A 23,435-nucleotide genomic window follows, 5' to 3' on the forward strand; every position below is an offset into this window, starting at 1 on the left:
AGATTGCATTATGATTAAAATAATTTTTATTATTTGTTTCTTTTTTTCTTTTTCTTTTGCCGAGTGCAAAATTGTTCAAAATACTAGTAATGATATAGTCTTTACTTCTAGTAGTGAGGATAAAATAGTTTATTACGATGGAAAAAAACTACTATTAAAAAGTTTGCCGAGTTTAAAAACTACTCTTGATAAAGAGTACGATCCGCGCTCTTTAACATCTGTTATTTTGAGTGAAAATGAGATTATAGCAGGGTTTAAAAACGGTTTTGCTTATAGTATATATTTAAATGGATATGAAGAGGCGATTATAAATCCTAATAAAACTTCTTTGTATAAGCCGGTTTCTTCCATCGCTAAATTTAAAGATAAATTGGCGTTTGTTATCGGCAATGAAAGCGTAGTTATATATGATAAGATAAATAAAATATATAAAAAAACTAATATTGACAATAGTTCCAAAGTTATGTTTTCTAAATTTATGAATGATATTTTTTATTTTGCCTGTTACGATAGGAGCTTTTACGAGCTAGATACATTAAATTTAAAATTAAAAAAGCTTTTTAAGACTCCAAGCCTTATAACATCTTTTGATCTGATAAATAACAAACCAGTAGTCGGTTTGATAAACGGAAATGCTTATTTTGAAGGCAAGACTTACGAGATATCAAAAGGCGCACTTACAAAGATATTAGTAAGTGGTGATTCTATGATATTTGGTGATGATAAAGGCGATATATATATTTATGATTTAAACTTTAAGTTTAAAAATAAAATGAAAACCAGCAGCGATACAATTCGGGATATGTTTATAGATAAAAATCTAGGTCTAGTAGTTCTTCTATGGGATTCTAGGGTTTATAGCTGCAAAATTAACTAGGTATCCAAATTTGATACAAAATTTTTAAAAAGGAGAGCCTTATGAGTAGTTTTTTGAAAACTCCGTTTGTACTTACGGCTGGCATCTGTCTTAGCTTGTCATCTGTTTTTGGTGCAAGTGAGCTTGAAACTATCATGAAAGAGCGAAACTTGAGCGAAAAAGATGTTCTAGCGGCAGCTAAAACTTATCAGCCAAGTGGTCGTAAAGATGAGTTCATCGTTTTTTCATCTGGCGGACAAAGCGGACAGGTTATAGTTTATGGTGTCCCATCTATGAGGATTTACAAATATATCGGCGTATTTACTCCAGAGCCTTGGCAAGGATACGGATATGACAATGAAAGCAAAGCTATACTAAAAAGCGGAGCTATCAGAGGCAAAGAGATAAGCTGGGGAGATACTCACCACCCGAATTTCACTGAGAAAAACGGCGAATACGTGGGTGATTATCTATTTATAAATGATAAAGCCAACCCTAGAATGGCTGTTATCAGCTTGCACGACTTTGAGACAACTCAAATCGTAGTAAATCCTATCATGAAAAGTGAGCACGGCGGTAGCTTTGTTACTCCAAATACCGAGTATGTTATCGAAGCTAGCCAATATGCAGCTCCGCTTGATAATAACTATCACCCGATAGAGGAATATGAGGCGGTTTATAGAGGTGCTGTTACATTTTGGAAATTTGATTATCCAAAAGGTAAAATAGATGAGAAAAAATCATTCTCACTTGAACTTCCTCCATACATGCAAGACTTAAGCGATGCAGGTAAAGGCGAGTCTATGGGCTGGGGCTTCACAAACAGCTTTAACTCAGAGATGTATACAGGCGGTATCGAAAAAGGTCTTCCTCCGTTTGAGGCTGGTATGAGTAGAAATGATACTGACTATATGCACGTTTATAACTGGCAAGCATTAGAAAAACTTGTACAAGATCCAAAAAATTATACAATTATAAATGATCATAAAGTTATTCCTATTAGTGTTGCAGTTGCAAACAATGCTCTATTTTTAATTCCTGAGCCAAAATCTCCACACGGTGTAGATGTAACTCCTGATGGTAGATATATAGTAGTCGGCGGTAAGCTAGATACTCACGCTAGTGTTTATGACTTCAGAAAAATCAAAAATTTGATTGACAAAAAAGACTTTGCAGGCAAAGATCCTTTTGGTATTCCTATTCTTGATATGAAAAAGGCTCTTCACGGACAAGTAGAACTTGGTCTTGGACCACTTCATAATACATTTGAAGAAAAAGACGGTATCATCTATACATCATTGTATGTTGATAGTCAAATCGTAAAATGGGATTATAAAAATTTAAAAGTTCTAGACAGAGTAAATGTACACTATAACATAGGTCACCTTGACACTATGGAAGGTAAATCAGCAAAACCTATAGGCAAATATGCTTTAGCGCTTGATAAACTTTCAATAGACAGATTTAATCCGGTCGGTCCTCTTCATCCACAAAATCACCAACTTATCGATATAACAGGTCCTAAAATGGAGCTAATATACGATATGCCGATTCCACTAGGTGAACCTCACGATGTTGTATCTATAGCAGCTAGCAAACTAAAACCTGCTATGACATACAAAATGGGTACAAACTCAAGAACCGGTGAGCAATCAGTCGGTATGACTCTAGCTGGACAAGAGAGAATAGAAAGAAACGGTAAAAACGTAACCGTATATGCTACAATGATAAGAAGCCATATCAACCCAGAGCATATAGAATTAAATAAAGGCGATAACGTTACTATCTATCTAACAAACTTAGAGCGTGCTCAAGATGAGACTCACGGATTTGCTATAGATCTTTATAACGTACATGCTTCTATAGAACCAGGTAAAACTGCAAGCGTTAGCTTTGTAGCCGATATGGAAGGTGTTTTCCCTTACTATTGTACCGAGTTCTGTTCAGCTCTTCACCTTGAGATGATGGGTTATATGTATGTAAAAGATCCAAACAAGAAGTATGAATCAGTTAAAAAAGCAAAACTTAAAGAGCTTACAAAAGAGCAATTAGAAGCTGAATATAAAAAAGTTATAGCAACAAATAAAGCAACTGACGATGTTATCCAAAGTGTTGTTACATTCTTAAAAGAAAAACACTTCGAGAAATATCCAAAAGTTAAACAACTTGTTGAAGATGCACTTGATCAATACGGAAAAATACCTGAAGTTAAAGCCAAAGCTGATGCTGCTTATAAAGCAGGTGATGTAAATGGCGCTATCCTTTGGGAATACCAAGTATGGCAATACATGGTAAAAACAGCCGATGTTGGTTTAAGGGCTAAAAACAACCTTACAAAAGCTCTTGCAACTCCTATGAGTAAAGTTCAAGCTCGCGGTGAAGAAGCATACTTAAAAGGCGGATGTAACGGTTGTCACGTTATCGGTCAAGTAAGTTCAGGCCCGGATCTAACAGGCGTTTTACTAAGACATGATAATGCTGAGCAATGGGTATTTGATTTTATCAAAAATCCAGCTAGCAAATACGAAGAAGACTACGTAAAAGCTATGATTAATTACTTTAATCTAAGAATGCCAAATCAACATATGACCGATCAAGAGATCAAAGATATCATCGAGTACCTAAAATGGATCGATGAGAATGCAGGACTTAATTAGTCTAGTTGATGTAATCCAAAATCGGATTTTTGCAAAGGCGAGCTTTGCTCGTCTTTGCTTTTAAATTTAATAGGCTAGATTATTAAATTTAAAAGCAAATTTAAAAAACAAACTAAAGGAAATGAGATGAAAAGGTATCAAATTTATACTATACTGGCGCTTATTTTAATGACTGTCGGATTTACTATTCCAGTTATTGCATATCATGGAATGGGGGCTAAGATAAAAGAAGAAAAAGCACTTCCTTCGTATGTATATCCTATATATAATTTTTACTCAAGTTTTCAGTATAAAAATCATCTTATGCCTGATGATATAAAAAAAGATTTAAGAAAAATGATAGAAAATAGATCAGAAATAGGTGTTCCAAGTCTTCCTATCTGGTATGTTTCGCTAGAAGCTCCAAACTATCCAAAAGAGGCTTTTCCGGATGGAATTCCCGTGTATTTTCACGTAGATGGATATAGCGGTGACGTTCATGAGATGAATACCATAAATCACTATATCGGAATGTATCCTATGGAACACGGCGGAAATACAGAAAGAGCTATAGCTCCGTATTATCTGTTGGTTGCGACTATATTTATGCTTTTATATTTATATTACGATGGCAAAGGAAACTCTCTTTTACTTATACCGACTATCATAGCTCCGGTTCTATTTATGAGCGCATTTGTAGGTTGGCTTTACTGGTATGGGCACAATATGCAAGAGTGGGGCGCATTTAAGATAAAACCGTTTATGCCAACAGCCTTAGGAGACGGTAAAGTAGCTCAATTCACTACCCATTCATATCCTACTATCGGTTTTTGGGTCATGATGGCTATGAGTATATTTTGTATATTGGCTATATTTTCAAAGAAAAAATATCTGAAATCTAAGGCTGATTCGTGAAAAAACTCTGCTTATTTTTATTGATTATCCAAGCAAGTTTGGCAAATCCTCTACAAGATGCTATCGATAGCGCAAATCCAGGGGATATAATCGAGCTTGGAGATGCCAAATATACCGGAAATATCATAATAAATAAAGCCATAACGATAGACGGTAAAAATAAAGCAGTTATTCAAGGAGATGAAAAAGGAGATATTATAAAGATTATGAGTTCTAACGTCTCTCTTTTAAATTTAAATATCCAAGGTAGCGGCGATTCTCATACGACTTTAGATTCGGCTATTAGCTGTGATCAAGCAAATGAGATAAACATTATCGGCAATCACATAAGCGACTCTTTGTTTGGCATAAACTTTAAGCAGTGTAACGCTTCTGTGATAAAAGATAATTTTATAACTTCAAAAAACGTTGATTTAGGACTTAGAGGCGATGCTATAAGACTTTGGTATAGTCATGACAATATAGTAGAGAACAACCATATATTAAAAAGTAGAGATATGGTTATTTGGTACTCAAGCAACAACGAAATTAGAAAAAATATAGGAGAAGAGGGTAGATATTCTCTTCATTTTATGTATGCAGGAAAAAATTTAGTTGAAGATAACATTTTTAAACTAAATTCAGTCGGAATATTTTTTATGTTCTCATCTGGATCTCTTGTAAGAAATAATCAGGTTCTAAACTCAACTGGAGCATTTGGAGTTGGTATTGGTATGAAAGATACGAGCGATTTTGTAATACAAAATAATATTTTATCTTATAACGCAAGAGGATTATATCTTGATCAGTCGCCGTTTCAACCAGGAACGATAAATAAATTTGAAAATAATAAAATTTTATACAACACGGTTGGAGTGCAGTTTCATGCTACTCAACATAAAAGTATATTTTTAGAAAATGACTTTATAGGCAATATGGAAGTCGCTATAAATGATACTCCGGGATCTAAAATAGCCAAAAACGAGTGGAATAAAAACTATTTTGACGATTATGAAGGTTTTGATAGAAATAAAGACGGTATAGGAGATTTACCATATCAAAACTATACGTATTTAGACTCGCTATGGCAGTATCATCCTAATTTAAGATTTTTTTACGGTAGTTCTGTTATAAGTATTTTAAATTTTATAGCTCGTTTAGCACCGTTTTCAAGTCCGGAGCTTCTCATAACAGATGAAAATCCAAGAATAAAAAGAGCATATCATGAATAGACGAAACTTTACTATATTTAGTTTAGCTACTTTAGCCTGTAGTGCTGCAGCTGGATATCTGTTAAGAGGATATGAAGCAAGAAATCACCTAAGACCTCCTGGAAGCGTAAAACACTTTGAGTCTCTATGTATAAAGTGCGGACAGTGTGTGCAGGTTTGCCCATATCATAGTATAGAGCTTTTGGGTATTGATGATGGAATAAATTTAGCCTCAGCTTACATAGATCCTGCTAAAAGAGGCTGTTATCTATGTGATTTGTTTCCTTGCGTATTATCTTGTCCAAGCGGTGCATTAGATCACAATACTACTAGTATAAAAGACGTTAAAATGGGCGTAGCCGTAGTAGTAAATTTAAAAAACTGCTATGCGAATCTCGGTAAAACAGTAGAACAAAGCGATGTCGCTCATTTGCTTGATAGAAAAGCTTATAACGAAAGAGAAGAAGCTGCTAAAAATATTATACAAAATAGCATTGGTAAAAAGTGCGATCTATGCGTTTCATCATGCCCTGTAAGCGGAGCGATAAGCATCATAGATATAGAGGGCAAATCAGCCCCCAAAATAGATAAAAGCTGTGTTGGGTGTGGAGTATGCAGCGAGGTGTGCTTTGCTAAAGTTATAGATATAGCACCGGGCAGAACTTACGAAGAAATTTACAAGGAATAACAATGAACAAAACACTTATATTTGCTAGTGCATTTTTACTATTAGTCGGCTGTAGCCAGCAAGATAACAAATTTGATAAAAATGAGACTAAAAATGAAGTAGTGGAACAAAACGCGTCTATAGTGGTTAAAAAAAGTGAAAATCAAGTAAATGAGAAAAATAACTGGATAACCTATGATATAGACGGAAAAAAGAGCGTCAAATTTGGGCTCGGTGATGATAACAATGAAACTACAAAATCAATAGGTGCTTTAGCTATGACTAGAACTCCTCTTCAAAGCATAAATAAAGCTTTAATAAGAGGAACTTTAAGTAAAAACTTCATCACTAAATGTTCGGCTTGTCATGATGATTATGCAAACGGCATTATAGGACCGTCTCTTCTTACAAAGAGTCAAGATGAGATATTTAAAATGATAGAAGCTTATAAAACAAAAACTAAAGTAAATGTTTTAATGGTAGAACTTGTAAAACGTATGGACGATAAAGAGATTATGGATTTAGCGATTGAGATAAGTACATTTAATGAGCAATTTAGGAGTAAGAAATGAATATAGGCAAGGGTATAGCTTTAGGCTTTGGTGTAGTTATTGTTTTTTTAATGGGATATTTGTTGATGAGCGGCGATGCGCAGCCAGAAGCTAAAGTAGCGGCGCAGAAAACTCAAAATCAGCCTGAGAAAAAAGCGGTAAATAATAATGACTTAGCTACAGACGCTGCAGAGTTGAATAAGATATTAGAGTTAAAACAGAGTTTAGAAAATACAAATGATGGTGTAAGCAAACTCTATTTAACTAGCTGCGCGCCGTGCCACGCAAAAGACGGAAAAGGAGTTATAGCTCCAAGTATAGCAGGAAAAAATAAAGAAGAAATTTTGGCTAGATTGCATGATTATAAAGCCAACCTTGTACCAAATACCCTTATGAAGGGCGTTTTGGATAATGTTAGCGATGAGAATTTAACCGCTTTAGCAGAAGAAATTTCTTTATTTAAGTAAGATTATGAATAAGTACGAATCACGCCAAACCGTTGCGAACGCTGGTTTTCTAAGTACATTTATAAGTACCGATAAAAACGGTAAAAAGCGCCCAAGCATGCGCTTTTACCGCTATTTTATAATGATATTTACCCATCTTTTATTTGTACTTTCATATGTAGCCGATATCCAAATACTAGAAGGTGATATCACCGGATCACGGATAATGGGATTTCACTTAGCCGATCCTTTTATCACTACTCAGATAGTATTAGCACATGATAGTTTTCCGATAAATTTGATGATAGGTTCGCTTACTATACTAGCATTTTATGTTATATTTGCAGGTAGAGCGTTTTGCAGTTTTGTATGTCCGTACAACTTTTTTGGAGAATTTGCCGAAAGATTAAACGCAAAATTAGTAAAAGCTAAAATTATCAAACCTAGACATTTTGATCCAAATATGCGATATCTGTTTTTACTAGCGTTTTGGCTGCTTAGTTTTCTTAGCGGATATCTTATATTTGAGATATTTAGTCCAGTAGGCATAGTTTCAAGATTTATTATATACGGTTATAGTGCTGCTATATGGTGGGCTGTTTTGGTATTTTTAGTTGAAGTATTTTTCTCAAGAAGATTTTGGTGTAGATACGTCTGCCCGATAGGAACTCTTTACTCTTTAGTATCTAGAATGCGAGCTATAAAAATAAGCTGGAATAAAGATAAATGCGATCACTGCGGAGTATGTATGGATGTTTGTATAGTTCCAAAGGTGCTTGAGATTACAAAAGCCAAAAATGCAGATGCAAACGGCGGAAGCTTTAGTGTCGTTAGTGGAGATTGTACGCTTTGCGGACGCTGTATAGATGTGTGTCATGGAGATGCTTTATCATATGAAAATAGGCTTAAAAAACTACTATAAAAAGGGCTAAATTTGATAAATTTAAAAAATGTTACTAAAAAATTTGGAGCAGTTAGTGTCTTGGATTGCGTAAATTTAGATATAGATGACGCTAAAAAAGTTCTCATTATAGGTCAAAACGGAGCAGGAAAAACAACTCTTATGAAGACTATTTTAGGTGAAATTTTGTTAAATAGCGGCGAAGTACTAATAAATGGTGTAAATCCTGCTAAAAATCGTAAAAAAGCTCTGTCATATATAAGTTTTGTACCGCAAAATCCGCCTCCTTTGAAGCTAAGCGTAGGTGAGCTTTGCGACTATAGTATAAGCTCAAGCGGATCAAATTTAGATGATATAAAAACTTATTTAAAAGCTTTAAATTTAGATTTCGATAAAGAGGATAAAAAGCCATTTCATAAACTCTCAGGAGGTATGAAACAAAAAATCTTAATAGCCATAGCTTTAGCTAGAAATGGTGATATACTGATGTTTGATGAACCTACTGCAAATCTTGATCCAGAAGCTAGAGAGTGTTTTTTAAATTTACTAAGTGATAAATTTAAAGAAAAAACTATAATATTTATATCGCACCGTTTAAGCGAAGTAAGAGGTATCGTAGAATGCGTCGTAGAGATGGATTTAGGACGCATAACCTCTATAAAAGATTTATCAAAGGAAGATAGATGAAGAACCTACTTTTAATTGCCAAAATCGACATGAGAGAGTCGTTCCGTTCCAAATGGTTCTTGCTTTATCTGCTTATTTTCGCGGGTCTTATAGCAACTTTTTTTGTTACTGGGGTGTTGGATTCAAGAGTTGCGGGATTTAGCGGACTTACTAGAATGCTTCTTTTATTTATTCAAATTTGTGTTGTGATTTTGCCTATTTTTATACTAATAACTACAGTTAGAAGCATAAGCACAGACCGCGAAGCCGGAGCTTTGGAATATCTTTTGAGCTTTCCTATTTCGCTTAAAGAGTATTACTTCGGTAAAGCTTTAGGTAGAGCATTTACTATATTTATGCCTATAGTTTTGGCTCTTATATTTTCTTTAGTGATAGCTGTTTTAAAAGGTGTAGAGATACCATGGGTGGTATTTTTTTACTATACTTTGCTACTTTTAGCACTCAGCTTTGTGTTTTTATCATTTGGATTTTTGATATCAAGCGTGATAAAAAGTAGCGAGCTTGCTCTTGGCTTTTCATTTTTATTTTGGCTATTTTTACTAGCATTTATAGACTTAGCTTTAATCGGGCTTATGATGCAAAATGCAGTAAATGAAAACATAATTTATACCATAGCTCTTTTAAATCCTATAGAGGTATTTCGCGTGGCTTCTATAAGTTTATTTGATAGAAACTTAGCTGTCATAGGCGCAGCGGCTTACTTTATTTTAGATAGTTTTGGAGTAGGTAACTTTATAATATATTCAATAATTTATCCTATAATTTTAGGCATTATAAGCCTAGCTTTAGGCTATATTCTCTTTACCAAAAAGGATCTAGTATGAGAAAAATTCTATTTTTAGCTCTATTTTGTACATTTTTGTTCGGTGAAAATTTAAAAACCGATCCATTTTTCAAAGACGTTAATACTACTTGTCCTATTAAATTTATAGACGTATTTAACCATCCTGATTTTATAGCTGTTTTAGTTTATGCTAATGGTGAAAAGATACTTTTTAGTTCGGTAAAACCTATGTTTCATTACTTTCATATGAATCCCGGCAAGCATATCTCACCATTAAAAACTATGCTTGTAACTGATTTTAAAACTCACGCTTTGATAGACGCCGCAACCGCATATTACGTATTTGGCAGCGGTATAATGAGCAATAGCGGCGATGATCTTATACCATTTGCGAATTTAGATGATGCTAAAGAATTTATGAGCGCCAACCACGGTCATAAGATTTTAGAATTCAAAGATGTAACTAAAAAGCTAATCGATTATCTAAACTAAGGAGTAAGTATGAAAAATTTATTTTTTTTACTCATTGGTGGTATTTTAGTTGGAACGCTAGCGGCATTTCTTTATTATATGGGAAAAGATTATTCCGTTCCTAAATCGCAGGTAAAAGAGGCATCTATAGCGTGTGATTTAAACATAGAAGAGTGCGATGTGGATACTAAATTGGGTAATGTTACATTCTCGTTTTATCCGCGCCCTCTTGTGGGTATGGCTCCTACTACTTTAAAGATTTCGGGATTGCCGCAAAACATAAAAGATCCAAATGTTCGCATTTATGGGTTAAATATGGAAATGGGAGTCATAAGCGCTCCTCTTACAAAACAAGGCAGCTCATACACTGCAAATATAGTTATAAGTCTATGTGTAATCTCTCGCATGGAGTATAGACTAGAAGTTTTAAGCGGTGACAAACCGCTTGGTGTGAGCATTGACTTTTATATAAAAAGCTAAATTTTTATATAAAAATTTATAGCTGCTCGTGTATTATAGGGCGGCTATCTTTTTGAATTTAGCTTATTTTCATTTCGATTATTGCGTGTTTTATATGCTAAATATTATACAAAATATATTTTTGTCATTGATATGCTCATAAGCAAGCTCAAAACCATGTTTATCAAGTACTCTTTTTACTAGATTTAAACCATATCCATAACCGCTTCTTGCATTTTCATCTCTAGTAAATACGCTAGTATAAAATTCAAGCGGCTTATCTAGTTTTTCTCCGCTGCTTATTATGCATAGTTTATTTGGAGTAGATTTTATATAAATTCTACTGTCTTTTTGATAGTCGTTATATTTTATAGCATTATCTATAAGATTTTTTATAGCAATAGAGATATAGTTTAGATCGGCATTTATGTTAAATATACTTTTCATTTCTACATCTAAAATTTCATCTAAAATTATCATTTTTGATAAGCTTTCTAAGAGTATACTCTCTATGCTCCACTCTTTTATCTCGAACTGAACATTGTTTGAGTTTAGTCTTTCTATATGTAGTAGCTCATCTGTTAGTTTATCCATCGCAGTTACAGAGTTTTTTAGTATATTTTTATATTTTCCGTCTTCTAAAAAACTAAGTGCGATTTTAGATTTTGATATAGGTGTTCTTAGCTCATGACTTATATCTGTTAAAAATTGCATTCTGGCTCTATTTACCATTTCTAAAGAGTTTGCCATTTCATTAAATTTGCTTATGACTAGTGCTATTTCATCTCCGTTTTTACCCTCTTTGAGCCTATATGAAAAGTCGCCCATACCGAATTTTTCTATACCTTTAGCTAGATTTTTTATAGGTATTAGTATTTTTATAAATACTGCAAATATCACAAACAGTAAAAATATATCGGCATATATCATAAAATTTAATATATTTTTTTCCCTATTTTGCGATATTTGCGTTTCGTCGCATATAAATATCTCATTACCCATATACTCCAAAGCTAAATATAAAATACCACCTTTTTTGTATATTTTCATCTCTCCTAAGTTAATATTTTGTTCATATATATTTTTGTATTTGCTTATATCTTTTGGTTTATCTACTATCGAAAATCCCATTATTTTGAGTCTTTCTAGGAGGCTTTTTGTATCATCTAACATTAAAAAGCTAAGTATGTCATTTGCATTTTTTTTATATCGTTCTTTGTACAAAAGTATGGTTTTTTCATCATTTATATCATTTGTTTTATATGATAAAAGACTCATTAACACAAAGCTGATGACAAGAAGTATAACTAGTTTTTTAAATATTGACATATTTTTAACCTATAAACTTATAACCGATTCCCCAAACGGATTTGATATATTTTGGGTATTTTGGATCATCAAAAATTTTATTTCGTAAATTGCTTATATGCATATCTATACTTCTATCTTTTAGATCCGCTTTTATATGTGCGGCTATCTCGCCTCTTGATACTACTTTTCCTTTGCTATTTAGCATTAAAAGTAAGATTTCATACTCTATTTTAGTAAGTTCTAAAATATGATTGTCGATCTGAATTTCAAGCTTTTCTTCATCTATACAAAACTCGCCTATAAATCTCTTTTTAGCATCTTCTTCACTCTTTACTATTCGTCTTAATACCGCGTTTATTCTTATTATTAGCTCTTTTGGCTCATACGGTTTTGCTAAGTAGTCATCAGCTCCATACTCAAAAGCTAAAACCTTATCTCCTAAATTTCCTCTCGCGCTTGAGATTATTATAGCTATGGTGCTAAATACTCTTATCATTTTGCATACTTCAAATCCATCTATTTTTGGTAACATAAGATCAAGTATAACTAGTACGAATTCGCCTTTTTTCAGCTCTTCAAGTGCGATTTTAGGATCTGCAAAAGCATGCACTTTAAATCCGTAATTTTCTAAGTAATCTTTTAAGAGTTCTTGCATCTCAAGGTCGTCTTCAATTAGCATTATGTTGCTCATTTTACCTTCTTAGCTATAATTTTTTATAATTTATCAAGCTCTTTTGAATTATACCATTTTCTATGTTTTTATGACATGCGCCGCAGTTTGATTTTGATTTTATATCTACGTATTTAAATACTTTTTCATCTATATTTTTATGACTATCTATCCAGTATTTATATTTTGTTATGGATATTTCATTGTCTTGAGTATTTTGTAAGATATTAAAAGCTATTTTATTGTCTGTATTTTGAGCCGCATTTTTCACTAAGAACTCGAGTATATTTCTATTTGTTTCATCATCTATAGACGCGTCATCGCCAAAATGATTTTCTAAATTTGACATCATTATTTCCCACGGCTTTTGAGGCAGCAAAAACGGAGGATATATGATATGGCAGCTTCCGCACTCTTTAGCAAAATTTTTGTTTAAATTTGTGTAGTCTATCTTTGAAGCTCTGCTTTGTAAAACTATGTTTGATTTGTAAAGCGCCAAGTACGCACCTGTGCAAACTATAGCCGCTACCCAAAATGCACAAAATGCTTTTTGTGTATTGTTCATGCTTATACTTACGTTTATTGAAGTTTTTTTATATCCGCTTATCATCGAATCCACGGCGTCGTTTTTATCTATAAATTTATCTATAGTTGCACCGCATATATGTATTATAACTACCCATAAAAGTAAATTTGAAGAGATGAAGTGTATGTTTTGTACAAACCGAAATTTACTATAATGAGTGTATAAAAACGCAAATATTCCGCTATTTTCGCTCAAACCGTACATCATTAGTCCAGATACCAAAACGATAGTTCCCAAAACCATAATGACGACAGCAGCTATACTTGATGCCGGATTATGCCCCGTATAATGCTTTTTTTGTGAATACGTAGGTAGTAGATATTCCATTATTCCTTTAAATTTAAAATCACTAAATTTTGAGTATTTAGTACCGATAAATCCCCAAATCACGCGAAAAGCTATTGCCACGCCAAACACAATACCAAACACCGCGTGATAGTATAAAGAAGTTTCCGTCTCTATAAACAGGTATGATAAAATAAAACTTATTATAAGTGTTATATGACAAAATCTCGAGCCAAAACCCCATATATAACTTTTATTCACGCCATTGTCCGTAATTTGGTATATCTATCCCTTTTTTTCCATACATACCTTTATCGGCGTATTTATGACATGCACTACAGTTTGATAGAGTTTTTACCTCTTTTTGATTTATCATCCATTTTTCCAGCTTTTTATGTTTTTTTATGTGATATGGAATTTCCGTGATAGATTTGTATAAAACTCCGTTTTGCATTGATTTTGTTAGCTTAACGCTTCTTTTATACATAAGTGCTTTTTCGCTTGCATTTGATAAAAGATATGCTAGTATATCTTTACTACTTTGCTCATCTATACTAGCATCGCTTCCGTAGTGATTTTCCAAGTTTTGCATTATCCATATCCATGACTTGCTAGACATTAATCCTGGTTGATAGCCAAAATGACAGCTAGCACACTCTTTTTTATACAGATCATTATCCACGGGTCTTACCTCGGGACCCTTAGGACCTTTCGCATACAACATTATAAAAGCCAAACATACGACTATTAAAATTCTCATTTTAAACCCTTACTTTGATAAGATATAGTAAAGAACATCACCTTTTTCTAGTGCAGTTCCTTCTCTTTGATATACGTCTTTAAAATTTCTTTTAAGCCATTTTTGCACGTCTTTTACGTCCGTAAGTCTTGAGCTATTTGCATTAGGCGATAGCGGCTCCAATATTTTATTCGTAAATACGTTGTTTGCACTTTTTGTAAGATCGCTTCCGTGACAGCTTTCACAAGATATATTTTGACCGTTTTTCCCTATGCTTTTTGTTTTAAATATCGCTTCTCCGCGATCAGCATCAAAATCCTTAAAATTCCTATCATTTTTCAAAATTTCAGCTTTTAAACTCTCTATGTACGCTTTCATCTGTGTATTTAGCTCAGCTCCAATAGCCGTGCCACTCATCATACAAGCACAGGCTAACGCATAAACTATTTTTTTCATTTTAACTCCGTTTGTAAATTAAATTTTTATTTTAAAATTATATAGAACTTTTGTCAGATTTAAAAATACAATTTATTGACACATTGCTGACAAATTTAATAGTATAAAATTGAAAAATCAAAATAAAAGATTAAATTTAAACCATGAGTAAGATGGAAAAAAGAAAGAGAGAAAAAAGAAAAAGGGGATTAGTAAATTTAAAAATATTAAATTTATAAAAAACAATTCAAGGAGCCTATTTAAAGGCTCCTCTAGCAAAAAACTATCTACTATTTTTATTAAGGTTTTAATCAAAAAGTCGTTAAGCTACTGTGATTGTATTAGCATCAACAGTGTCATTAAATGTAACGATACCTGTTAATTCTATTAATATGTCATTATTGGCAAATGCAGCATCTCCTGCAGCATCGACTACATAAGTATTTCCTTTATAAGTAAATACTTCAGCAGTAGTAGCAACTACAGTTCCATCTTTGCCTTCGCCTAATTTAGCTAATGCAGCTAACAAATTAGCTTCGCCAGATAAATCTCCTCTATCTTTTATGCTAGTAGCACCTTTTAGTACTATTTGATCTCCGGATAAAGCGTTAGTTATACTTACTAAATCAGCTTTTATAGAGGCATCGTTTGTCTTATCTGATATTTTAGTTGAGCTTACATCTACCTTATCTACCGCAGTATCTTTTCCTAAATCTATAGCTACTGCTTTATTTTCAGATACCACTGTGATAGTATCGGCACCTAAGCTACCCTTAACAGAAGTAATAGCCGTATTTGCAGCAACAAGAGTAATCGTACTAGCAAGAGTTCCGCCAGTAGCGCTTAATCCGCTTAGATCTATAGTTTTTAAATCTGCTGCAGCAGTGTCTGGAGTAACGGTTATAGTGTTAGCTCCTGCTCCTAGATCGCCAGATATTTTTATATCTGTAAGACTCGCAGCTGAAGTATATGTTATTTGTTCAGCAGCGTCGCTACCTTGTACGCTTACATCTGTTTTATTACCTTGTACTGCTTTACCTAGTTCGATTGCAACATTACCTGTTATACCCTTAACCCCGCTTATATCCAAACTACTTAGTTTAGTAGCATCCGTTAAAGTAAGAGTTAAAGTTCCACCACTTAAATCTCCGCTAGCGGTTATAGTTTGAGTATCGCCTTTACCTATTATTGTTAATGCATCATCTGCAGCGGCCCCACCTATTACTTGAGCATTTAAATCAGTACCGCCGGCTGCGGCAGTTATCTCTACTACGTTTTTACTGATCTCTGAACCTACATAAGTAACTTCGTTTGAAGTAATTTCTACTTTATTACCAGAAGCGCTATTTATAGTCCCTAAAACACCACCTAGATCTACGCTTACTATATCACCAGCAAGAGCTCCTATAGTAATGTTTCCTAGAGTATTTCCTGCATTTAGAGTTAGATTACCTTGAGTTGCTGATACGGCTCCTAAAGTAACATTTCCAGTAGCTGAAGAGATGATCACACTAGCATTTCCTGTTGATGAAGTTATAGCTCCTAAAGTTAATGCTCCAACATTTTCTATATTAAAGTCTACATCGCCTTTTGCAGTAGTCGTTCCTAGTTTAAACTCTCCGCTTACATTTATATTTGCTTCTAAAGATGCTAAAGTAGCAGTTCCTACGTTAACACTGTTTAAATCAGCAGAAACTCCGTTTAAGCTTAAGTTATTTAAGTTTTTCAAGCTTGTAGCAGTAGCTATGCTAAATGCTCCTTCGGTATTTACGCTAAGATTTTTTACCGAATCAAGATCCGTAGCATTTGCGCCTGTTAATGCAAACGCACCTTTATTATTTACGGTTAAATCAGTTAATTTAGCTACACCGCCAAGAGTTAAACCAACAGTATCTTTAGCTGCGTTTATATCTATTTTTGTAGCATTTGCAGCTTGAACTACGGCATCAGCAGCAGCTGTTACTTTATTTGAGTTAATTGTAAGCTCGGTTGCTTTATCGGCTACTATTTTACCTTTTGCTGCTACGCTAGCTCCCTTATCATCAACATCTGAAAAGTTAATTGTTTTTAAACTCTCGTCATTGATAGTTACTGCTTTATCAGTAGCATTATTTGCCAAGATATTAACTGTCTCTACGTTTCCGTTTGACTCAGTAACAGTTTTAGCTATATTTTTAAAGCTTAACTCTGTTACGCTCTGAGCTTTTTTCAATGATAGAGTTAAATCTTTAGTATTACCGTCTACAGTAACTTTTTCTATATTTGTTAAAGTCGGTTGAAGTGTGTCAGCAGTGCTTCCTTTGATAACTAGCTCGTCATTTCCAGCGCCACCATCAATTGCTACGTTTACTGCAACATCTTTTATAGTTATCTTATCATTACCATTTCCACCTTTAATACTAGTAACACTAGCTGATGTGCTTAAATCTGCATCCAAAGCTCCACCGAAGCTAGAAGCATCTAAAGTAGTAGTTTTTGCTCCTGTTGCTAAAGATAGATTTGCGTTTCCTTTTACAGATATACTTGCCACATCAGCACTTACAAAGCTTTGGCTTCCTGTAGTATTTAAATTTAGAGTTTCTATCTTATCGGCAGTTATTGCTACGCTAGCACCTTTAGCACCAACACCATTTACTTTTAAATTTTGCACATCAGCTGAACCATCAAGCACTTTATCCGCATATATAGAATCTACATTGAATTTATCAGCTTTTAGGTTAGTAAGCTCAACATCTACTATATTAGCAAGATTAGTAACGCTAATTCCTTTTTCGCCACTTAACGCAACTGTTTGCAATCCATCTATACCTTTAGCGTCGAATGTTCTGTTTGAAACACTACTATTAGTTAAAGATAGTTTTTCTATATTTTTGATGTAGCCGTCATCTTTTAGGCCTTTGAAGTTATTCTTCAAATCTACCTTAAGCACATCATTACCAGCACCACCATCTATCTTATCCCCAGGATTTAAAGTACTCTCAGCAGCAGTACCTACCACCCCACTAATAAGATCTCCACCCTCAGTACCAGTAATAGTATCATTCTCAGTAGTAAGAGCTATCTTATTTAAACCAGCCTCATCTATACTCTCTTTTAACCCATCAACCTCACCCTTAGCACTCTCAACACTACTACTATTACTAGTAACATTATTAATTATATCAACAGTCTTTTGTATTAAAGCATTTTGTTGATCAGGAGTAAGACCATCAAGTGGAAGTTTAGCTATAGTATCAGCAACATAATTACTAACAATTACCTTATTATTAAATAGATCTTGATTAGCCCCAGCATTACTAGGATCTTTAGCAGCATTCACGAAGTGTCCTACTAAATCAGCCTTACTTACTGTACCATTATCTAAAAGATCAACCCAATACTTAAGACCAGCTTTTTGCTCATCACTAACAAACTCAGTTAAATTAACAGCATTCTTAAATAAATGCTTTACAAACGACTCATTATTATTTAAAGTCTCGCCAAGAAAACTCTTAGTAATATCTAAATTAAGTATAGCATTAGATGTCTCAATCATACCCCATCCATTAGCACTACTCTCATTTACCCAATAAGTATTACCTTCACCCTCTGTAGGTCTTCCAAAAAGAACTATAAATAGCTCTGAAACTTCTGATTTTGAAATCATACGAACTCCTTAATAAAATAAAATAAAATCCAGACAAACAAACACTAACTAGTCTTATACTTTATTATTATACTTACAAGGTATCAAAGAGTATTTGGTTTGTTTATTAGGAGTATTAAGCTATTTGTAACTTTTATCCGATATAATTATGTTTATTAACATAATGAAAGATAACATAATGTTTATTAACCGTATTAATGAATTACAAGCTTTAAATGACGAATACGCCAAAGACGGTGTGAGATTTGCAGTGATATATGGTCGACGAAGAGTCGGTAAAACCGCACTTATAAGCGAGTTTATGAAAGGAAAAGCGGGCGTGTATCACTATGCGACTACTAGTCCGAACTCTGCAAATGAGCTTGGCAGGAGTCTAGCCGCAGCGTTACATATCCCATTGTCTCATAAGCTGAAATTTAAAAATTTTACCGAAGTATTTGAGCTGCTTATGGAATATATGCCCAAAAAAAGCACGAACGATACACCGCAAAAACTCATCATAGCCATAGACGAATTTCAGAATTTAGCTGTTGCCGACAGGAATTTCATCAGCGAATTTCAACGTATATTTGACACGATAATAGCAAAATCAAACGTTATGCTTATCATTTGCGGTTCTGTGATTTCGATGATGCACTCTTTGGCGCTTGATTATCAAGCTCCTTTATACGGTAGACGCACGGTAAATTTTCACGTCAAACCGCTAAAATTTAAGCACATAAAAGAGTTTTTACCTAGCTTATCAAAACTAGATCAAATACTTATATATACATCATTTGGCACGATACCAAAGTACTTACAAAGCTATGAAGAAAACAAAGATTTTGTATTAAATTTGAAAAACAACATTTTAGATAAAAATTCATATCTTTACAGCGAAGGACAGTTTCTTTTAAATTCCGAAATCACGGAACCCGCGAGTTATTTTAGTATACTAGAAAGCATCAGCAAAGGCAATACGAAAATCGGCTCGATAGCAAGCAGTTTAGGAGTAAGCTCAACATATCTCACTAGATATCTAGCTAAACTAGTTCAGTTGGATTTAGTCGAAAAAGAAATTCCTATAACAGAGCAAAACCCGCTAAAATCGAAGTTCGGTAGATATCGCATTGTTGATAAGTATCTGAATTTTTGGTTTTATTATGTTTATAAAAATTACTCATTGTTAGAAATTTCAAATCAAGAAGCCGTTTTAAACGAAATCAAACTAAACTTTTATGATAAATTTGTTAGTTTCGCGTTTGAAGACGTGGTTAAAGAGATGATTTTGGATAATCCAAAAGAGCTTATAGGCTTCATTCCAACAAAAGTCGGACGCTGGTGGGACAACAAAAATGAGATTGATCTAGTCGCTCTCGGCGAGAAAAATATATGTTTTATCGAGTGCAAATGGCAAAACAACGCGCATACTCAAAAGGTTTTATCTCATCTTGTAGAAAAATCAAAAAATCTTATAAATGACAAAATACCTAGCTATAAAGTATTTACTAAAGAGTGGTTTTTGACTACATAATACATTTGTTTAAGAGTTAAAACGACAAGCAAACAGTGTTAAATTTAACAGATAAAACTATCAAATTTAGTTTTCTAAAAGTAGTTAAATTTAAAACAATTCAAAGTTAAATTTAAAAATATATAAATTTATAAAAACAATTCAAGGAGCCTATTTAAAGGCTCCTCTAGCAAAAAACTATCTACTATTTATTAAGGTTTGGTCAGCATTACTATAATAATGCATTATGCAATAGTAACTCCAGTGGCTCCATCTAGAGAAATGCTATCTAAATCAACGGTTGTACCTGTTAGCTTGACTAGTACGTCATCTACTGTTGTACTATCAGAGCCGTTGGCATTATTATAGAACAGGTAATTATCTCCATTATATGTGAAACCATATACCGTAGTTTCCTTATCTGCTGATGTGATACCAGGAGCTTTATCGGTAAGTGCAATAGCCGCTTTGATAGCTGCTTTTAGGGTATCGCCTGCTACAGTGCCTACGTTACCATAAGCAGTAACTGAAGCTGCAAATTTAATGCTATCCCCGGCACTAAAGTCAGTGATAGTAGCATGTTCTGGTGTATCTGCAGTCACTATTTTAGCAGCAGTAACGTTAAATACGTCATTTCCTGCTCCACCTGTTACGGTTAAACCGTCATTTACTTTACCGATAGTTATAGTGTCATTTCCGGCACTACCTTTGATTGTTGTAAGAGCTGTTTGCGCTGCATTGTGTGTGATAGTACCACTTAAAGTTCCTCCTGTTGCGCTCAAGCCACTCAAGTCTATGGTAGTTATGGCCACTGCTGCAGCGTCCGGAGCAACGGTAACTGTGTTTGCACCGCCGCCTAAGTCACCGCTTAGTGTTATAGCTGTTAAAGTAGCGCTCGTAGAATTCGCAGTAATAGTCTCAGCTGCATCACTTCCTTGTATATCCACAATTAGCTTATTCTCTACGCTTACATTTTTTAGATCAATCGCAGTAGCGGCGCTCAAACCCTTAACCCCGCTTATATCCAAACTACTTAGTTTAGTAGCATCCGTTAAAGTAAGAGTTAAAGTTCCACCACTTAAATCTCCGCTAGCGGTTATAGTTTGAGTATCGCCTTTACCTATTATTGTTAATGCATCATCTGCAGCGGCCCCACCTATTACTTGAGCATTTAAATCAGTACCGCCGGCTGCGGCAGTTATCTCTACTACGTTTTTACTGATCTCTGAACCTACATAAGTAACTTCGTTTGAAGTAATTTCTACTTTATTACCAGAAGCGCTATTTATAGTCCCTAAAACACCACCTAGATCTACGCTTACTATATCACCAGCAAGAGCTCCTATAGTAATGTTTCCTAGAGTATTTCCTGCATTTAGAGTTAGATTACCTTGAGTTGCTGATACGGCTCCTAAAGTAACATTTCCAGTAGCTGAAGAGATGATCACACTAGCATTTCCTGTTGATGAAGTTATAGCTCCTAAAGTTAATGCTCCAACATTTTCTATATTAAAGTCTACATCGCCTTTTGCAGTAGTCGTTCCTAGTTTAAACTCTCCGCTTACATTTATATTTGCTTCTAAAGATGCTAAAGTAGCAGTTCCTACGTTAACACTGTTTAAATCAGCAGAAACTCCGTTTAAGCTTAAGTTATTTAAGTTTTTCAAGCTTGTAGCAGTAGCTATGCTAAATGCTCCTTCGGTATTTACGCTAAGATTTTTTACCGAATCAAGATCCGTAGCATTTGCGCCTGTTAATGCAAACGCACCTTTATTATTTACGGTTAAATCAGTTAATTTAGCTACACCGCCAAGAGTTAAACCAACAGTATCTTTAGCTGCGTTTATATCTATTTTTGTAGCATTTGCAGCTTGAACTACGGCATCAGCAGCAGCTGTTACTTTATTTGAGTTAATTGTAAGCTCGGTTGCTTTATCGGCTACTATTTTACCTTTTGCTGCTACGCTAGCTCCCTTATCATCAACATCTGAAAAGTTAATTGTTTTTAAACTCTCGTCATTGATAGTTACTGCTTTATCAGTAGCATTATTTGCCAAGATATTAACTGTCTCTACGTTTCCGTTTGACTCAGTAACAGTTTTAGCTATATTTTTAAAGCTTAACTCTGTTACGCTCTGAGCTTTTTTCAATGATAGAGTTAAATCTTTAGTATTACCGTCTACAGTAACTTTTTCTATATTTGTTAAAGTCGGTTGAAGTGTGTCAGCAGTGCTTCCTTTGATAACTAGCTCGTCATTTCCAGCGCCACCATCAATTGCTACGTTTACTGCAACATCTTTTATAGTTATCTTATCATTACCATTTCCACCTTTAATACTAGTAACACTAGCTGATGTGCTTAAATCTGCATCCAAAGCTCCACCGAAGCTAGAAGCATCTAAAGTAGTAGTTTTTGCTCCTGTTGCTAAAGATAGATTTGCGTTTCCTTTTACAGATATACTTGCCACATCAGCACTTACAAAGCTTTGGCTTCCTGTAGTATTTAAATTTAGAGTTTCTATCTTATCGGCAGTTATTGCTACGCTAGCACCTTTAGCACCAACACCATTTACTTTTAAATTTTGCACATCAGCTGAACCATCAAGCACTTTATCCGCATATATAGAATCTACATTGAATTTATCAGCTTTTAGGTTAGTAAGCTCAACATCTACTATATTAGCAAGATTAGTAACGCTAATTCCTTTTTCGCCACTTAACGCAACTGTTTGCAATCCATCTATACCTTTAGCGTCGAATGTTCTGTTTGAAACACTACTATTAGTTAAAGATAGTTTTTCTATATTTTTGATGTAGCCGTCATCTTTTAGGCCTTTGAAGTTATTCTTCAAATCTACCTTAAGCACATCATTACCAGCACCACCATCTATCTTATCCCCAGGATTTAAAGTACTCTCAGCAGCAGTACCTACCACCCCACTAATAAGATCTCCACCCTCAGTACCAGTAATAGTATCATTCTCAGTAGTAAGAGCTATCTTATTTAAACCAGCCTCATCTATACTCTCTTTTAACCCATCAACCTCACCCTTAGCACTCTCAACACTACTACTATTACTAGTAACATTATTAATTATATCAACAGTCTTTTGTATTAAAGCATTTTGTTGATCAGGAGTAAGACCATCAAGTGGAAGTTTAGCTATAGTATCAGCAACATAATTACTAACAATTACCTTATTATTAAATAGATCTTGATTAGCCCCAGCATTACTAGGATCTTTAGCAGCATTCACGAAGTGTCCTACTAAATCAGCCTTACTTACTGTACCATTATCTAAAAGATCAACCCAATACTTAAGACCAGCTTTTTGCTCATCACTAACAAACTCAGTTAAATTAACAGCATTCTTAAATAAATGCTTTACAAACGACTCATTATTATTTAAAGTCTCGCCAAGAAAACTCTTAGTAATATCTAAATTAAGTATAGCATTAGATGTCTCAATCATACCCCATCCATTAGCACTACTCTCATTTACCCAATAAGTATTACCTTCACCCTCTGTAGGTCTTCCAAAAAGAACTATAAATAGCTCTGAAACTTCTGATTTTGAAATCATACGAACTCCTTAATAAAATAAAATAAAATCCAGACAAACAAACACTAACTAGTCTTATACTTTATTATTATACTTACAAGGTATCAAAGAGTATTTGGTTAAATAAGGTATTATTTTAAATTAT

General features: G+C 34.1%; 20 protein-coding genes. 13 read left to right on the forward strand and 7 right to left on the reverse strand.

The window, feature by feature from the left end; translation table 11 throughout:
* Positions 1-10 precede the first annotated feature (10 nt).
* The 12 genes from DQN38_RS02205 (at position 11) to DQN38_RS02260 (ending at position 10,584) form a co-directional block, all read left to right on the forward strand.
* Positions 11-877 carry a hypothetical protein gene (locus DQN38_RS02205; RefSeq protein WP_011731819.1) on the forward strand — a complete coding sequence of 289 codons (867 nt, stop codon included), beginning with the start codon at positions 11-13 and terminating at the stop codon, positions 875-877.
* 41 nt (positions 878-918) lie between these two features.
* On the forward strand, positions 919-3,513 hold the full coding sequence (gene nosZ, locus DQN38_RS02210) for a Sec-dependent nitrous-oxide reductase (protein ID WP_002848664.1): 2,595 nt from the start codon (positions 919-921) through the stop codon (positions 3,511-3,513).
* Positions 3,514-3,639: 126 nt separating this feature from the next.
* A complete protein-coding gene (locus DQN38_RS02215) occupies positions 3,640-4,407 on the forward strand; it encodes a hypothetical protein (protein WP_038452948.1) in 768 nt (255 codons plus the stop codon).
* Positions 4,404-5,618 (forward strand): nitrous oxide reductase family maturation protein NosD, encoded by a 1,215-nt coding sequence (locus DQN38_RS02220; RefSeq protein WP_065843854.1) that lies wholly within the window; start codon positions 4,404-4,406, stop codon positions 5,616-5,618. Before DQN38_RS02215 ends, DQN38_RS02220 begins: the two co-directional genes overlap by 4 nt.
* Positions 5,611-6,285, forward strand: a complete 675-nt coding sequence (locus DQN38_RS02225) for a 4Fe-4S dicluster domain-containing protein (RefSeq protein WP_002848667.1) — start codon at positions 5,611-5,613, stop codon at positions 6,283-6,285. The genes DQN38_RS02220 and DQN38_RS02225 overlap by 8 nt, the downstream gene beginning before the upstream one ends.
* Before the next feature lie 2 nt (positions 6,286-6,287).
* Positions 6,288-6,836, forward strand: a complete 549-nt coding sequence (locus DQN38_RS02230) for a c-type cytochrome (protein ID WP_002848668.1) — start codon at positions 6,288-6,290, stop codon at positions 6,834-6,836.
* Positions 6,833-7,282 carry a c-type cytochrome gene (locus DQN38_RS02235; RefSeq protein ID WP_011731822.1) on the forward strand — a complete coding sequence of 150 codons (450 nt, stop codon included), beginning with the start codon at positions 6,833-6,835 and terminating at the stop codon, positions 7,280-7,282. The genes DQN38_RS02230 and DQN38_RS02235 overlap by 4 nt, the downstream gene beginning before the upstream one ends.
* A 4-nt stretch (positions 7,283-7,286) precedes the next feature.
* Positions 7,287-8,183, forward strand: coding sequence for a NapH/MauN family ferredoxin-type protein (locus DQN38_RS02240; RefSeq protein WP_002848670.1), 897 nt, complete (start codon positions 7,287-7,289; stop codon positions 8,181-8,183).
* Between the two features lie 12 nt (positions 8,184-8,195).
* On the forward strand, positions 8,196-8,849 hold the full coding sequence (locus DQN38_RS02245; protein WP_002848671.1) for an ATP-binding cassette domain-containing protein: 654 nt from the start codon (positions 8,196-8,198) through the stop codon (positions 8,847-8,849).
* A complete protein-coding gene (locus DQN38_RS02250; protein WP_024305276.1) occupies positions 8,846-9,673 on the forward strand; it encodes an ABC transporter permease in 828 nt (275 codons plus the stop codon). Before DQN38_RS02245 ends, DQN38_RS02250 begins: the two co-directional genes overlap by 4 nt.
* Positions 9,670-10,125, forward strand: coding sequence for a nitrous oxide reductase accessory protein NosL (locus tag DQN38_RS02255; protein ID WP_002848673.1), 456 nt, complete (start codon positions 9,670-9,672; stop codon positions 10,123-10,125). The genes DQN38_RS02250 and DQN38_RS02255 overlap by 4 nt, the downstream gene beginning before the upstream one ends.
* A gap of 9 nt (positions 10,126-10,134) precedes the next feature.
* A complete protein-coding gene (locus DQN38_RS02260) occupies positions 10,135-10,584 on the forward strand; it encodes a hypothetical protein (protein WP_052040223.1) in 450 nt (149 codons plus the stop codon).
* A gap of 90 nt (positions 10,585-10,674) precedes the next feature.
* Here DQN38_RS02260 and DQN38_RS02265 read toward each other — a convergent pair whose 3' ends face one another.
* From DQN38_RS02265 to DQN38_RS02290, 6 genes are all read right to left on the reverse strand, one after another.
* Complete coding sequence (locus DQN38_RS02265; RefSeq protein ID WP_111738152.1) at positions 10,675-11,892, reverse strand: histidine kinase dimerization/phospho-acceptor domain-containing protein; 1,218 nt, start codon at positions 11,890-11,892, stop codon at positions 10,675-10,677.
* 4 nt (positions 11,893-11,896) lie between these two features.
* Entirely contained in the window at positions 11,897-12,565 is a 669-nt protein-coding gene (locus tag DQN38_RS02270; protein ID WP_002848678.1) for a response regulator transcription factor, read from the reverse strand.
* A gap of 13 nt (positions 12,566-12,578) precedes the next feature.
* Positions 12,579-13,676, reverse strand: a complete 1,098-nt coding sequence (locus DQN38_RS02275; protein WP_057040850.1) for a cytochrome b/b6 domain-containing protein — start codon at positions 13,674-13,676, stop codon at positions 12,579-12,581.
* Positions 13,669-14,175, reverse strand: a complete 507-nt coding sequence (locus DQN38_RS02280; protein WP_002848680.1) for a diheme cytochrome c — start codon at positions 14,173-14,175, stop codon at positions 13,669-13,671. Before DQN38_RS02280 ends, DQN38_RS02275 begins: the two co-directional genes overlap by 8 nt.
* 9 nt (positions 14,176-14,184) lie before the next feature.
* Positions 14,185-14,610 (reverse strand): DUF1924 domain-containing protein, encoded by a 426-nt coding sequence (locus tag DQN38_RS02285; protein ID WP_011731826.1) that lies wholly within the window; start codon positions 14,608-14,610, stop codon positions 14,185-14,187.
* 301 nt (positions 14,611-14,911) lie between these two features.
* Positions 14,912-18,235, reverse strand: a complete 3,324-nt coding sequence (locus DQN38_RS02290; RefSeq protein ID WP_111738153.1) for a cell surface protein — start codon at positions 18,233-18,235, stop codon at positions 14,912-14,914.
* 178 nt (positions 18,236-18,413) lie between these two features.
* Here DQN38_RS02290 and DQN38_RS02295 point away from each other — a divergent pair, with 178 nt between their 5' ends.
* Complete coding sequence (locus tag DQN38_RS02295) at positions 18,414-19,748, forward strand: ATP-binding protein (RefSeq protein ID WP_065844254.1); 1,335 nt, start codon at positions 18,414-18,416, stop codon at positions 19,746-19,748.
* A gap of 224 nt (positions 19,749-19,972) precedes the next feature.
* Here DQN38_RS02295 and DQN38_RS02300 read toward each other — a convergent pair whose 3' ends face one another.
* Entirely contained in the window at positions 19,973-23,311 is a 3,339-nt protein-coding gene (locus tag DQN38_RS02300; RefSeq protein WP_111738154.1) for a cell surface protein, read from the reverse strand.
* Positions 23,312-23,435: the final 124 nt, after the last annotated feature.

The sequence above is a fragment of the Campylobacter fetus subsp. fetus genome, assembly GCF_900475935.1.
GTDB classification, from domain to species: domain Bacteria; phylum Campylobacterota; class Campylobacteria; order Campylobacterales; family Campylobacteraceae; genus Campylobacter; species Campylobacter fetus.

Coding starts and splice junctions, on each gene's coding strand:
- DQN38_RS02205 (WP_011731819.1), top strand. CDS start 11: ATGATTAAAATAATTTTTATTATTTGTTTCTTTTTTTCTTTTTCTTTT.
- nosZ (WP_002848664.1), top strand. CDS start 919: ATGAGTAGTTTTTTGAAAACTCCGTTTGTACTTACGGCTGGCATCTGT.
- DQN38_RS02215 (WP_038452948.1), top strand. CDS start 3,640: ATGAAAAGGTATCAAATTTATACTATACTGGCGCTTATTTTAATGACT.
- DQN38_RS02225 (WP_002848667.1), top strand. CDS start 5,611: ATGAATAGACGAAACTTTACTATATTTAGTTTAGCTACTTTAGCCTGT.
- DQN38_RS02230 (WP_002848668.1), top strand. CDS start 6,288: ATGAACAAAACACTTATATTTGCTAGTGCATTTTTACTATTAGTCGGC.
- DQN38_RS02235 (WP_011731822.1), top strand. CDS start 6,833: ATGAATATAGGCAAGGGTATAGCTTTAGGCTTTGGTGTAGTTATTGTT.
- DQN38_RS02240 (WP_002848670.1), top strand. CDS start 7,287: ATGAATAAGTACGAATCACGCCAAACCGTTGCGAACGCTGGTTTTCTA.
- DQN38_RS02250 (WP_024305276.1), top strand. CDS start 8,846: ATGAAGAACCTACTTTTAATTGCCAAAATCGACATGAGAGAGTCGTTC.
- DQN38_RS02255 (WP_002848673.1), top strand. CDS start 9,670: ATGAGAAAAATTCTATTTTTAGCTCTATTTTGTACATTTTTGTTCGGT.
- DQN38_RS02260 (WP_052040223.1), top strand. CDS start 10,135: ATGAAAAATTTATTTTTTTTACTCATTGGTGGTATTTTAGTTGGAACG.
- DQN38_RS02265 (WP_111738152.1), bottom strand. CDS start 11,892: ATGTCAATATTTAAAAAACTAGTTATACTTCTTGTCATCAGCTTTGTG.
- DQN38_RS02270 (WP_002848678.1), bottom strand. CDS start 12,565: ATGAGCAACATAATGCTAATTGAAGACGACCTTGAGATGCAAGAACTC.
- DQN38_RS02280 (WP_002848680.1), bottom strand. CDS start 14,175: ATGAGAATTTTAATAGTCGTATGTTTGGCTTTTATAATGTTGTATGCG.
- DQN38_RS02285 (WP_011731826.1), bottom strand. CDS start 14,610: ATGAAAAAAATAGTTTATGCGTTAGCCTGTGCTTGTATGATGAGTGGC.
- DQN38_RS02290 (WP_111738153.1), bottom strand. CDS start 18,235: ATGATTTCAAAATCAGAAGTTTCAGAGCTATTTATAGTTCTTTTTGGA.
- DQN38_RS02295 (WP_065844254.1), top strand. CDS start 18,414: ATGTTTATTAACCGTATTAATGAATTACAAGCTTTAAATGACGAATAC.
- DQN38_RS02300 (WP_111738154.1), bottom strand. CDS start 23,311: ATGATTTCAAAATCAGAAGTTTCAGAGCTATTTATAGTTCTTTTTGGA.